Here is a 12,088-nt window from a genome sequence, read left to right on the forward strand (position 1 = left end):
CCCGACCGGCGACGCAGACCCGGCACGGCCGGGGGCCGTGTGCCGTCAGCCCAGGCCGCAGGCCGGCTCTGCGGCGGCCGGGAGCGGGGCGGGGACGCCGATGCCGGGCAGGCCGAGCATCACCCCGGCCGACGGGGCGGCGGCGGTGCGCCTCTCCCAGGCGTCGCCCGCGCGGGTGGACCGTACGGCGAGCGGCGGGCCCTCGGCGAGGAGGTGGTGCGGGGCCGCGTAGGTGATCTCGACGGTCACCACGTCGCCGGGGCGCACGGCCTGCCCGGGCTGGGCGAAGTGGACGAGGCGGTTGTCGGGGGCGCGCCCGGAGAGGCGCCGCGTGGCACCGTCCTTGCGGCCCTCGCCCTCGGCGACCATGACGTCCAGGGTGCGGCCGACCTGCTTCTTGTTCTCGTCCCAGGAGATCTGCTCCTGAAGGGCGGACAGGCGCATGTACCGCTCCTGGACGACCTCCTTGGGGATCTGGCCGTCCATGTCGGCGGCCGGGGTCCCGGGGCGCTTGGAGTACTGGAAGGTGAACGCGTTGGCGAAGCGGGCCTCGCGGACCGCGTGCATGGTCTCCTCGAAGTCCTCGTCGGTCTCGCCGGGGAATCCCACGATGATGTCGGTGGAGATGGCGGCGTCCGGCATCGCGGCGCGCACCTTCTCGATGATGCCGAGGAAGCGCTCCTGACGGTAGGAGCGACGCATCGCCTTCAGCACCCGGTCGGAGCCGGACTGCATCGGCATGTGCAGCTGCGGCATCACGTTCGGCGTCTCGGCCATGGCGGCGATGACGTCGTCGGTGAAGTCGCGGGGGTGGGGCGAGGTGAAGCGGACGCGCTCCAGGCCGTCGATCCTCCCGCAGGCGCGCAGCAGCTTGGAGAAGGCCTCGCGGTCGCCGATGTCGGAGCCGTAGGCGTTGACGTTCTGGCCGAGCAGCGTGATCTCGGAGACGCCCTCGGCGACCAGGGCCTCGATCTCGGCGAGGATGTCGCCGGTGCGGCGGTCCTTCTCCTTGCCGCGCAGCGCCGGGACGATGCAGAAGGTGCAGGTGTTGTTGCAGCCGACGGAGATGGAGACCCACGCGGCGTAGGCGGACTCGCGGCGGGTGGGGAGGGTGGAGGGGAAGGCCTCCAGGGATTCGGCGATCTCGATCTGCGCCTCCTCCTGGACGCGGGCGCGCTCCAGGAGGACCGGCAGCTTGCCGATGTTGTGGGTGCCGAAGACGACGTCGACCCAGGGGGCCCGCTCGACGATGGTGTCGCGGTCCTTCTGGGCGAGACAGCCGCCGACGGCGATCTGCATCCCGGGGCGCTTGGTCTTCATGGGCGCGAGCCGCCCGAGGTTTCCGTACAGCTTGTTGTCGGCGTTCTCACGGACCGCGCAGGTGTTGAAGACGACGACGTCGGCGTCACCGTCAGAGCCTTCGGGGGCGCGGACGTAACCGGCGCCCTCCAGGAGACCCGACAGCCGTTCGGAGTCGTGGACGTTCATCTGGCACCCGTAGGTGCGCACTTCGTAGCTCTTCTTGACGTCCACTGCTTCGCTCCGGTTGCCGCTGCTCATGGGACAAGGGTAGGCGGTTGCCGGGCAGGCCCCTCCCTTCCCCGTCCGCCGCCGGCCGGGCCCCATGGGAGGCCTGGCCAGCGGGGCGGGTGAACTGGCAGGATCGCGCGCATGTCCCACGCCCCGTCCCGATCCGCCCTCCGGCGCCCCGTCCAGGCGGGCGCCGTGCTCGCGGTGGTGCTCGGGTTGCTCGCCTGGTGGCTGCTGCCCCAGCGGGAGAGCCGGCCGAGCGGGCGACTCACCTTCTCCACCGGGGTGCCCAGCGGCGTCTACCAGCGGTACGGGGAGCGTCTCGAAGGCGCGCTGGCCAAGGACATGCCGGAGGTCTCGATACGGCTGCGCACCAGCGAGGGCTCGCAGCAGAACCTCGCCCGGGTGGCGGCGGGCGAGGCCGACTTCACCATCGCCACCGCCGACGCCGTGGCGACCTATCTGCGGGAAGGCAGGCCGGGGGCCCAGCGGCTGCGCGGCTGTGTCCGGCTGTACGACGACTACGTCCAGCTGGTCGTCCCCCGCGGCTCCGACGTCCGCGCGGTCTCGGATCTGCGCGGCAAGCGGGTCGGCGTCGGCCAGGAGGGGTCCGGGGTCCGGCTGATCGCGGACCGGCTGCTGACGGTGGCGGGTCTGGACCCGTCCGAGGACATCACCCCGGTGCCGGTGGGCATCGACACCATGCCGGTGCGGCTGGTGCAGGGCGGGCTCGACGCCTTCTTCTGGTCGGGCGGGCTGCCGACCGCGGCGGTGCAGGAGCTGTCCCGGAGCTTCGACATCCGGCTCGTCCCCTTGGAGGCCTCCCTGGTCGCGAAGTTGCAGGCGGCGTCCGGCCCCACCCGGTTCTACCGGTCGGCCATGATGCCCGGCGACGCCTACCCGAAGGCCCAGCAGGCCCAGCCGGTGCCCACGGTCGCCGTCGCCAATCTGCTCGTGACGACCGACCGCACGGACCCGGCGATGACGGAGGCCTTCACCCGGACGGTGATCAACAGCCGGGACCGGATCGGCCGCGAGGTCCACGCGGCGCAGCTGGTGGACCTGCGGACGGCGATCTACACGGACCCGCTGGACGTGCACGACGGGGCGAAGAACTACTACCGCTCGGTGAAGCCCTGAGGCTCGCGCCCGGCCCGGGCCCCGCTCGGGGCGCTCACCCCTGCGGCAGCTCGCGGGGCAGGGAGACGGTCACGCGCAGGCCGTGCGGTTCCTCGCGGTCGTACGCGAGCGAGCCGCCGCCCGCCGCGAGGAGCACCCTGGCGATGGACAGGCCCAGCCCCGACCCGCTGACGTTCTGGTGGCGGGTGCTGCGCCAGAAGCGGTCCCCGACGCGCTCCAGCTCCTGCGGGGTGAGGCCGGGCCCCCGGTCGGCGACCACGACGGTGGTCGCGGCGGCGCCCGGGGCGACCGTGACCCGTACCTCCTCCCCGGCGGGCGTGAACTTCAGGGCGTTGTCGACGACCGCGTCCAGTGCGCTGGAGAGCGCCACGGGGTCGGCCCAGGCGGTGGCGGCCGGGGCCCCGCCCAGGGTGAGGCGCACCCCCTTGTCATCGGCCATCGGGCGCCAGGAGGCGATCCGCTCGGCGGTGAGCGGGACGATGTCGATGAGCTGGAGGTCCGCCTCCGCGTGCTCGGCCAGCGCCAGGTCGAGGAGATCGTCGAGGACCCGGGCCAGCCGCTTGCCCTCGGTGCGCACGGCGGCGATCTCCTCGCTGCCCTCGGGCATCTCCAGGGCGAGGAGCTCGATGCGCAGGAGGAGGGCGGCGAGCGGGTTGCGCAGTTGGTGCGAGGCGTCGGCGACGAAGGCGCGCTGCTGCTCCAGCACGTCCTCGACGTTGTCCGCCATCTCGTTGAACGAGCGTGCCAGGCGTCGGAGCTCCGGCGGTCCGGCCGAGGCGGCGACCCGCGAGCGCATGCGGCCGCCGGCGATGTCGTGGGTGGCGGCGTCAAGGGTCCGCACCGGCAGCAGCACCCAGCCGGTGAGCCGGAAGGCCGCGCCGATCGCCACCAGCAGGGCCAGGGCCTCGCCGAGACCGATGGCCCACCAGATCCGCAGGGTCCGGGACCGCATCTGGCCGGTGGGCGAGTCGAGCACGACGACGGCGACCACGTCACCGTCCCGCACGACGGGCGAGGCGACGACGACACGGCCGTCGCGCCAGGGCCAGATCTGCGGGGGGTCGTGGGACCGGCGCCCGAGCAGCGCCTCGTTGAAGGCCGTGCGCCCCTCCCCTTCCGCGGGAAGACTCCAGGAGCCGGGGGCCTTCGCCAGGGCGCGGTCGTCCCGGTAGAAGACGCCCGCCCTGATGTCGTACACCGAGGCGTAGAGGTCCAGGTCGGTCTGGAGGGTCCGCCGTCGCTCGTGGCTGTCCGGGGAGGTGTCGGTGATGGACTGCGCCAGGGCGGCGAAGCGTGCGGTGTCGTCGATCCGGTCGATCACCAGGCGCTGCTGTTCCGCGGCGGCCACGCTCACCCCGAGCGGGAGGCCGAGGGTGAGCAGGATGGCGGCCATCAGGATGATGAGCAGCGGAAGCAGACGGGTGCGCACCGGGGCTCGGGCCGCCCGCTACGCGGACGGCGCGACGAGCCGGTAGCCGACGCCCCGTACGGTCTCGATCAGGGCGGGCAGCCGCAGCTTGGACCGCAGGGAGGCGACGTGGACCTCCAGGGTGCGTCCGGTCCCCTCCCAACTGGTGCGCCAGACCTCGCTGATGATCTGCTCACGGCGGAAGACGACACCGGGTCGCTGGGCGAGGAGGGCCAGCAGGTCGAACTCCTTGCGCGTGAGCTGGACTTCGGCGTCATGGACGCTGACCCGCCGGGTCGGCATCTCGATGTGGACGGGCCCCAGGCGCAGCGCGGCGACCGGCATCGGCCCGGTGTCCTCGCCCCCGGTGGTGCGCCGGGCGACCGCGTGGATACGGGCGAGGAGCTCGCCGGTGTCGTAGGGCTTGACCACGTAGTCGTCGGCGCCGAGATTGAGCCCGTGGATGCGTGAGCGGACATCGGCGCGGGCGGTCACCATGATCACCGGGGTGGCGGTGCGCTTGCGGATCTTGCCGCAGACCTCGTAGCCGTCCTGGTCGGGCAGGCCGAGGTCGAGGAGGATCACCCCGAAGGGCTCCTTCTCCGGGGGCAGCAGCGCGCGCAGGGCGTCCTCGCCGTTGCGGGCGTGCACGACCTGGAACCCGTGGCGCGCGAGCACGGCGGACAGGGCCGCCGCGACGTGGTCGTCGTCCTCGACGAGCAGCAGTCTCATGGCCCTCCCCTCTCCGTCCTCCGGGCCCTTCGGCCCCTCGGGTTCCGCTCGTGTTCCTGTGACCGCGGCAGTGCGTCACCTGGTGAGGCCCGACATTAACCCGCGCGCCGTCCACCCGGTTCCCGGTGGGGGCTTTCGTCCGGTCCGCGCCCGGGACCACCTTCGCTCCAGGCATCCACGCCGATGAGCGGCGCGCCAGTCAAGGGCCCGCAGGCCGCCTCCGGGGTTCCGTTATGCACCCGGTACACCCCGGGACGAGGTGTGGCGCCCCGTTCACACGGTGTGTCCGGGTGAGGCCGGATCGTTATGCTCAATTTCCGCTCAGATGTAATGACGCTGGTCGCACCGCGTCATTAGTGTCCTGTGGCAACCGAGGAGGACGGAGCAAGAAGCCGATGAGCGGAGTTTCAGTGACCAAGGCCGCCGAGGATGCCGCGCCTGCGGCGAACGACCTGGTCGTACTGAGCGACGTCAACAAGCACTTCGGCGCGCTGCATGTGCTCCAGGACATCGATCTGACCATCGCCCGTGGCGAGGTCGTGGTCGTCATCGGGCCTTCCGGGTCCGGCAAGTCCACGCTGTGCCGCACGATCAACCGCTTGGAGACGATCGATTCGGGCGCGATCACGATCGACGGCAAGCCCCTGCCCCAGGAGGGCAAGGAGCTGGCCCGGCTGCGCGCCGACGTGGGCATGGTCTTCCAGTCGTTCAATCTCTTCGCGCACAAGACGGTGCTGGAGAACGTCATGCTGGGCCAGGTCAAGGTCCGCAAGGCGGAGAAGAAGGCCGCGGAGCAGAAGGCCCGGGCCCTGCTCGACCGGGTGGGCGTCGGCGTGCAGGCCGACAAGTACCCGGCGCAGCTCTCCGGTGGCCAGCAGCAACGCGTCGCCATCGCGCGGGCGTTGGCGATGGACCCGAAGGTCATGCTCTTCGACGAGCCCACGTCGGCTCTCGACCCGGAGATGATCAACGAGGTCCTCGAAGTCATGCAGCAGCTGGCCCGGGACGGGATGACGATGATCGTCGTCACCCACGAGATGGGCTTCGCCCGTTCCGCCGCCAACCGCGTCGTGTTCATGGCCGACGGCAAGATCGTCGAAGAGGCCGCGCCCGACCAGTTCTTCAGCAATCCGCGCAGCGACCGGGCCAAGGACTTCCTGTCGAAGATCCTTCACCACTGACGCCTACGACCTACGACCTAAGGACTGTTCCCATGAAGCTCCGCAAGTCGGCCGCCGTCGCGGCCATCGCCGTGCTGGCCCTGACCGCGACCGCCTGTGGCGGCAAGGAGGGCTCCGCCGGCGACAAGCCGGGCGGCACCAAGCCCGGTTCCTCCGAGGCCCCCGAGCTGCCCACGTACACGGTGGCCAAGGACGTCGACCTCGACTCGCCGGTCTTCAAGAAGGCGAAGGAGCGCGGCAAGCTGATCATCGGCGCCAAGGCCGACCAGCCCTACCTCGGCTTCGAGGACCAGTCGACCAAGGAGCGCTCCGGCTTCGACATCGAGATCGCCAGGATGATCGCGGCGGACCTGGGCTTCTCCGACGAGCAGATCGAGTGGAAGACCGTCGACTCCGGCATCCGCGAGACGGCGATCTCCAAGGGTCAGGTCGACTACTTCGTCGGTACGTACACGATCAACGACGAGCGCAAGAAGCAGGTCGGCTTCGCCGGTCCGTACTACAAGGCCGGCGCGGACCTCCTGGTGCGCAAGGACGACACGTCGATCACCGGCAAGGAGTCGGTGAAGGGCAAGAAGGTCTGCTCGATCGTCGGCTCCACCCCGCTCCAGGAGATCAAGAAGCCGGAGTACGGCGCGAGCGTCGTCGAGCTGGCCAAGTACTCCGACTGCGTGCAGCAGCTGCTGACCAAGCAGGTCGACGCCGTCACCACCGACGACTCGATCCTCAAGGGCTACGCGGCCTCCAACCCCGAGAAGCTCCGGGTCGTCGGCAAGCCGTTCACCGACGAGCCCTACGGCGTCGGCCTGAACAAGGACGACAAGGTGCTGCGCGAGGCGATCAGCGACTCGCTGGAGAACCACATCAAGGACGGCACCTACAAGAAGATCTACGACGCCACGCTGGGTCTGTCCGGTTCGGAGTACTCCGCCCCGCCGGCCATCGAGCGCTACTGACGCCGTCCGCCGTCCCCCGGCCGACCGCGCGTCCCTGACGCCGCACGCGTGACCCGGGCGTCCCGTACCCCGCCGCTGCCCGAGCCCTCTCGGGCGCGGCGGGCGTACGGGGCGCGCCTTCCCCTGCCCTGATGCCGCTGACCGCCGACGCGGAGACCTCATGAACGTACTGCTCGACAATTTCCCAGAGTTCCGCGACGGCTTCATAGGAACCGTGTCGATCACCGCCGTCAGCTCGGTTATCGCCCTGGTCCTCGGTGTGCTCATCGCCGGATTCCGGGTGTCGCCCGTGCCGCCGCTGCGCTTCTTCGGCACCGCCTGGGTGACGCTGATGCGGAACACCCCGCTGACCCTGCTCTTCCTCATCTTCTTCTTCGTCGTGCCGGAGATCCTGTTTCCGGGGATGAGCTCGTTCGTCCTCGGCTCGCTGGCACTCGGCTTCTACACCTCCTCGTTCGTCTGCGAGGCGGTCCGCTCCGGCATCAACACCGTGCCGCTGGGCCAGGCCGAGGCGGCACGGTCCATCGGCATGACGTTCGCCCAGACCCTGCGCATCGTGGTGTTCCCGCAGGCGACCCGGATCGTCATCGCCCCGCTGAGCAGCATCTTCATCGCACTCACCAAGAACTCCGCGATCGCCGGCGCCTTCAGCGTCGCCGAGCTCTTCGGCTGGCAGAAGCTGATGAGCGACCGGGGCTACGACATCGTCCCCGTCTTCCTCTGGGTGGCCCTCGGCTACCTGGTCGTCACGTTTACCATCAGCGGCCTCTTCCGGCTGCTGGAGCGTCGTATGGAGGTCGCCCGATGAGCGCCAGCGTTCTCTACGACGCCCCGGGGCCCAAGGCCGTCGTCCGCAACCGGATCTACGCCGTCGTCGGCACCCTCGTCATCGCGGCGCTGATCACGGTGAGCCTGCTGCGACTGAGCGCCAAGGGCCATCTGGCCCCTGAGATGTGGGACATCTTCAACTACACGGGCATCCGGCAGAACATCGCCGACGCCCTGGTCGCCACGCTCAAGGCGTTCGGACTGGCCGCGGTCGGCTCGCTCGTCCTCGGCGTGGTGCTCGCGGTCGGACGCCTCTCCGACCACCGGCCCGTCAGCTGGGCGGCGACCACCTTCATCGAGCTGTTCCGCTCGCTGCCGCTCCTGATCACCATCTACGCCATCTGGGTCGGCTTCCTCACCGACTACTCGATGTGGGCGCTGGCGCTGGGCCTGTCCATCTACAACGGCTGCGTGCAGGCCGAGGTGCTGCGGGCCGGCATCAACGCGGTGCCCAAGGGCCAGAGCGAGGCCGCGTACGCGCTCGGCATGGGCAAGACCCAGGTCATGGTCAGCGTCCTCATACCGCAGGCCGTCCGGTCCATGCTGCCGACGATCATCAGCCAGCTCGTGGTGACGCTCAAGGACACCTCCCTCGGCTTCATCATTCTCTACCCGGAGCTGCTCCAGACCGCGCGGCTGATCGCCTCCAACACCCTGGTCAACTCCCAGTACCCCTACGTCTCGACGATCGCCGTCATCGGCACCCTCTACATCGGCATGTGCCTGCTGCTGTCGGCACTGGCGACCTGGGTCGAGAAGCGGGGCCGCCGAGCCAGGACCGGCATCACGGTGGCCCCCGGGATCGAGACGCCCGGCATCACGGAGGCGGGCGCGGCCACCGGCCCGCAGCCGGGGGGCGCAGGGGGCGCAGACCCGAGGGCCGACGGCGCCGGCGGGACCGGCGTGGCGAAGGACTGACGCCCGTCGGCGCGATCGTACGAGGCAGCGGCGCACGCGTCGCTGCCTTGGTCACTTGACGCAAGCACCACCAGTGGGTTGCATACGTTCTGTGATCACGCACCCGGCTTCCACTGCCACGTTCCGCTTGACCGTACGGGCCGGAGGGTACGCGCCGTGGACCCGGTGATCGTCGTCGGCGCCGGGCCCGTCGGTCTGACGCTGTCGCTCGCCCTCGCCGCCCAGGGCGTCCCCTCGGTCGTCCTCGACGAGGGGGCCGGAGCCAAGGAGCCCCGTCTCGCCCGCACGGTGGTCCTGCGCGAGGACACCGCCGACCTGGTGAGCCGTCTCGGCTGCCGGGACCTGGACCGGGCCGGGCTGCGCTGGACCGGCTGGCGCTCGGTCCGCCGGAAACAGCTGGTCCGTGACGTGCCGCTGGGCGGGGGCCCGGGGGGTGAGGGCGACGGGCCGCTCAGCACGCTGCCGCCCGCCCCGCTGCATGTTCCGCAGCATGCGCTGAGCGCCGCCCTGCGCACGGCGGTCGCCGCGACCGAACTGGTCCGGCTGGTGCCGACGAGCCGGGTCGGCGCCCTGGAGCAGGACCCGGCCGGGGTCACCGTGCACAGCGGGGGGTCCGGCCCGAGGTGGCGCGGAAGTTATCTGGTCGGCTGCGACGGGGCCCGGTCCACCGTGCGCAAGCTGCTCGACATCCGGTTCCCCGGCCGTACGGCGGTGGAGCGGCACGCCGTCGCGGCTCTGCGGGCCGAACTGCCCTGGCCCGGCGAGGCCGTGCTGCACCGGCAGCCCCCCTGGCGGACCGGGGGCCCCGAGGTCACCGCCCGGCCGCTTCCGGACGGGGTCTGGCGGGTGGACTGGCTGCTGCCGCCGCGCGGCGAACTGGTCACCCCGGAAGCCCTGGTCACCCGCATCCGCGACACCCTGGCCGGCTGGTGCGGCGAGACCCCGGCGTACGAACTGCTGGACACCGGCGTCCACACGCTGCACCACCGCCTCGCCCGGCGCTGGCGGCGGCAGCGGGCCTTCCTGGCGGGGGACGCCGCGCATCTGCTGGGGGCCCTGGGCGCCCAGGGCCTGGACGAAGGCCTCAGGGACGCCGAGAACCTGGCGTGGAAGCTGGCCCACTCCTGGCACCACGGCCACGCCGACCAGCTCCTCGACAGCTACCAGGCCGAGCGCCGGGCAGCGGTGGCCGCCCGGCTGCGGGCCGCCGACCAGTCGCTGCCGATACTGCGCGGCGGCGGAGGGCTGCGGACCCTGGTCCGTGGGGCCGCCCGCAGCCACGACACCCTGCTCGCCGACAGCCACCTGGGGTGCGGAGCCCTCGGCGCGCCTCCGTCGTACTCGCACTCACCGCTGTCGCCTCCGCACGTCGAGGCGCACACGGCCGTGGGTACGCCCCCCGGTGCGCCGGTGACCGATGTACGGGTCACGGCCCCGGACGGGACGGTGACCCGGCTGCGGGAGCGGCTCGGACAAGGGCGCCCGCTGGTCGTCCTGGTCGCGCCGGGCACGGGTGTGTGGGACCGGCGGCACTGGCAGCGGGCGGGCGTCATGCCGCGCCTCACGGAGGCTGTGGCGGCGCTGCCCGTCGCCGCGGAGCTGCTGGTCACGGAGAGCTACCCGGGGGCATCGGCCCACACCGTCCTCCTTGTCAGGCCGGACGGCCACCTGGTGGCGGCCTTCGGCGGCGTGCGCCCCGCGGAGCTGCTCGCCGCGGCGCGGGCCGCACTGGGCGGCGCTCCCGGCGCCGAGGCGCCTTCCGCGGAGGGCGAGGGGGGCGGCGGGGAGTGCTGCGGGCGTGGGCCCTCGGAGGCCGGGCCGGGGCGCGACGGGCCCCCGGGCGGAGACGGACCGGACCGTGACGGGCTGCCGGGCCGGGAGGAGCCGCCCAGTGGGAGCTGGCAGCCGGGCCGGAGCCGACTGACCGACGGGGGCGAGCGCCTTGGCGGGCGCGGCGACGGGGCCGCGGGCGAGCTGAGTGCGGGACGTGCTCCCCGCTTCCCGGCACGGGTTCACGCCGACGGAACCGCCGACGTGAACTGACCCGCCGTCTGCCGTCACAGCCTCGTACGGCGCGCTGTGGCACGTGGCCGTCGCCGACGCGCGCCTCCGACGGACCGGCGGTCCGTCGGAGGCGCTGAGGCCGGAAGGCCGACCGGTCGGGGGGCCTGACTGGTCGGGGGCCTTGGTGGGCAGCCGGTTCCTCCCGGGACACCGTTCACCGAATACGAGGCGCCGCAGCGGCGGGCGCGGGCTCCGGGGCGGCCACCATGCCCGGAAAGGCTCGGCCGCGGCTCGCGGAAGGCGGTCGTGGGCGACGAGAGGCACCCGACGGGCTTGGCGAGCACCCCGCTGCGGCAGCGGGGACCGCACCGGGCCGTCCGCCTCATGACCGCTTCCCGCTTCCCGACCGCGAGACTCCCGGCAGCAGGGCTCCCGGGAGCAGGCAGAAGCTCCTCCCCGGGGTCCCGCTCCACCGCGGGGAGCCACGGTGCCCGAGCGGAGGAAGAAGACCCGGTGCGTCCAGGCCGGGGAAGGGCAGCCACCGCCCTGGTGGGGCTGCCCCCTCCCCTGCGGCCCCTCCCCCGCGGGCTCCAGACGACTGTTCGAGGCCGGCTGTTCTCGCCGGCCCGCCTCGCACGCCACACACCCGAACGCCACGTTCCAGTGGAGCGATCGCCACGCGTGACCGACATTCACCTCACACAGAGGCCCGAAATGTACGGAGATGACGCACTCATGGCGACCCCCGTCCTCACCCCCGGCCAGCTCGACGACGAAGCTGCCCGGCTGCACGACAGTCAGGCGTGGCAGCAGATCGTCACGGGCTGGGAGTACACCGCGCCGGAGCCTGCGCTCGCCCCGGCGGAGCCGGCGAGACCCGGGCGACCGAAGGAGCGGGCAGCCGGGCGGACCGCCGACTGGCGGGCCCTGCTCTCCATGCCCGTGGACCGGCTCGTCGAGGACTCCCTGCGAGCACTGCCGGCGGCTCCGCCGCACGAGCGCCCGCTGCCGGGACGGCTGGGCGCGATGCTCCCCGACCTGGTTCACGTCTGGCGTCGGGTCGGCCAGGCCGATCTACGGCCCTCTACCCATCTCGGCTACGCCCGGCAGATCCTGACCGAGTGGGGTTGGCAGAACACCCCGTACCGGCTGCGCGACGCCCGCGGCGCACGCTGCGTCTGCGGCGCTCTGCTCTCCGCGCACCGGCTCGGATATGGCTCGCTCGACACCGTGAACCGGGCCGGCGCGTGGTTGATCACCGAACTGCGCTCCCAGGGGTGGCCCGGGCTGATCGGCCCCTGGAACCGCCACCCCGGCCGCACGGCCGCAGACGCCCTCGCTCTCCTCGACGCCACTATCCGCCGCGCCTCCCTGGCCGGACACTGAGCGAC

At 72.1% G+C, this 12,088-nt stretch carries 10 protein-coding genes; 7 read left to right on the top strand and 3 right to left on the bottom strand.

The annotated features are described in order from the left end of the window. Nucleotides 1–45 precede the first annotated feature (45 nt). Nucleotides 46–1,560, bottom strand: coding sequence for a tRNA (N6-isopentenyl adenosine(37)-C2)-methylthiotransferase MiaB (gene miaB, locus V9U70_RS19110; RefSeq protein WP_336676776.1), 1,515 nt, complete (start codon nucleotides 1,558–1,560; stop codon nucleotides 46–48). A 111-nt stretch (nucleotides 1,561–1,671) separates the two neighbouring features. On the opposite strand from miaB, the gene V9U70_RS19115 reads away from it, so the two are divergent. Next, nucleotides 1,672–2,670, top strand: coding sequence for a TAXI family TRAP transporter solute-binding subunit (locus V9U70_RS19115; protein ID WP_336676778.1), 999 nt, complete (start codon nucleotides 1,672–1,674; stop codon nucleotides 2,668–2,670). Nucleotides 2,671–2,704: 34 nt separating this feature from the next. Here the strand turns inward: V9U70_RS19115 and V9U70_RS19120 are convergent, their stop codons facing one another. Then, complete coding sequence (locus tag V9U70_RS19120; protein ID WP_336676780.1) at nucleotides 2,705–4,099, bottom strand: sensor histidine kinase; 1,395 nt, start codon at nucleotides 4,097–4,099, stop codon at nucleotides 2,705–2,707. A gap of 18 nt (nucleotides 4,100–4,117) precedes the next feature. Then, on the bottom strand, nucleotides 4,118–4,810 hold the full coding sequence (locus tag V9U70_RS19125) for a response regulator transcription factor (protein ID WP_336676782.1): 693 nt from the start codon (nucleotides 4,808–4,810) through the stop codon (nucleotides 4,118–4,120). 395 nt (nucleotides 4,811–5,205) lie between these two features. Between V9U70_RS19125 and V9U70_RS19130 the strand changes: the two genes are divergently transcribed. The 6 genes from V9U70_RS19130 (at nucleotide 5,206) to V9U70_RS19155 (ending at nucleotide 12,083) form a co-directional block, all read left to right on the top strand. Next, nucleotides 5,206–5,991 (top strand): amino acid ABC transporter ATP-binding protein, encoded by a 786-nt coding sequence (locus tag V9U70_RS19130; protein WP_336676784.1) that lies wholly within the window; start codon nucleotides 5,206–5,208, stop codon nucleotides 5,989–5,991. Between the two features lie 32 nt (nucleotides 5,992–6,023). Beyond that, a complete protein-coding gene (locus V9U70_RS19135; protein ID WP_336676786.1) occupies nucleotides 6,024–6,947 on the top strand; it encodes a glutamate ABC transporter substrate-binding protein in 924 nt (307 codons plus the stop codon). 160 nt (nucleotides 6,948–7,107) lie between these two features. Continuing rightward, nucleotides 7,108–7,755, top strand: coding sequence for an amino acid ABC transporter permease (locus tag V9U70_RS19140; protein WP_336676788.1), 648 nt, complete (start codon nucleotides 7,108–7,110; stop codon nucleotides 7,753–7,755). Then, nucleotides 7,752–8,693, top strand: a complete 942-nt coding sequence (locus tag V9U70_RS19145; RefSeq protein WP_336676789.1) for an amino acid ABC transporter permease — start codon at nucleotides 7,752–7,754, stop codon at nucleotides 8,691–8,693. The genes V9U70_RS19140 and V9U70_RS19145 overlap by 4 nt, the downstream gene beginning before the upstream one ends. A 156-nt stretch (nucleotides 8,694–8,849) precedes the next feature. Continuing rightward, the gene (locus tag V9U70_RS19150; RefSeq protein WP_336676790.1) at nucleotides 8,850–10,736 is read left to right on the top strand and encodes an FAD-dependent monooxygenase; all 1,887 of its coding nucleotides are present in this window, start codon (nucleotides 8,850–8,852) and stop codon (nucleotides 10,734–10,736) included. Between the two features lie 696 nt (nucleotides 10,737–11,432). Next, the gene (locus V9U70_RS19155) at nucleotides 11,433–12,083 is read left to right on the top strand and encodes a DUF6197 family protein (RefSeq protein WP_336676791.1); all 651 of its coding nucleotides are present in this window, start codon (nucleotides 11,433–11,435) and stop codon (nucleotides 12,081–12,083) included. Nucleotides 12,084–12,088: the final 5 nt, after the last annotated feature.

This window comes from Streptomyces pratensis, assembly GCF_037137275.1.
Classification (GTDB): Bacteria; Actinomycetota; Actinomycetes; order Streptomycetales; family Streptomycetaceae; genus Streptomyces; species Streptomyces pratensis_B.

Coding starts and splice junctions, on each gene's coding strand:
- miaB (WP_336676776.1), bottom strand. CDS start 1,560: ATGAGCAGCGGCAACCGGAGCGAAGCAGTGGACGTCAAGAAGAGCTAC.
- V9U70_RS19115 (WP_336676778.1), top strand. CDS start 1,672: ATGTCCCACGCCCCGTCCCGATCCGCCCTCCGGCGCCCCGTCCAGGCG.
- V9U70_RS19125 (WP_336676782.1), bottom strand. CDS start 4,810: ATGAGACTGCTGCTCGTCGAGGACGACGACCACGTCGCGGCGGCCCTG.
- V9U70_RS19130 (WP_336676784.1), top strand. CDS start 5,206: ATGAGCGGAGTTTCAGTGACCAAGGCCGCCGAGGATGCCGCGCCTGCG.
- V9U70_RS19135 (WP_336676786.1), top strand. CDS start 6,024: ATGAAGCTCCGCAAGTCGGCCGCCGTCGCGGCCATCGCCGTGCTGGCC.
- V9U70_RS19140 (WP_336676788.1), top strand. CDS start 7,108: ATGAACGTACTGCTCGACAATTTCCCAGAGTTCCGCGACGGCTTCATA.
- V9U70_RS19145 (WP_336676789.1), top strand. CDS start 7,752: ATGAGCGCCAGCGTTCTCTACGACGCCCCGGGGCCCAAGGCCGTCGTC.
- V9U70_RS19155 (WP_336676791.1), top strand. CDS start 11,433: ATGGCGACCCCCGTCCTCACCCCCGGCCAGCTCGACGACGAAGCTGCC.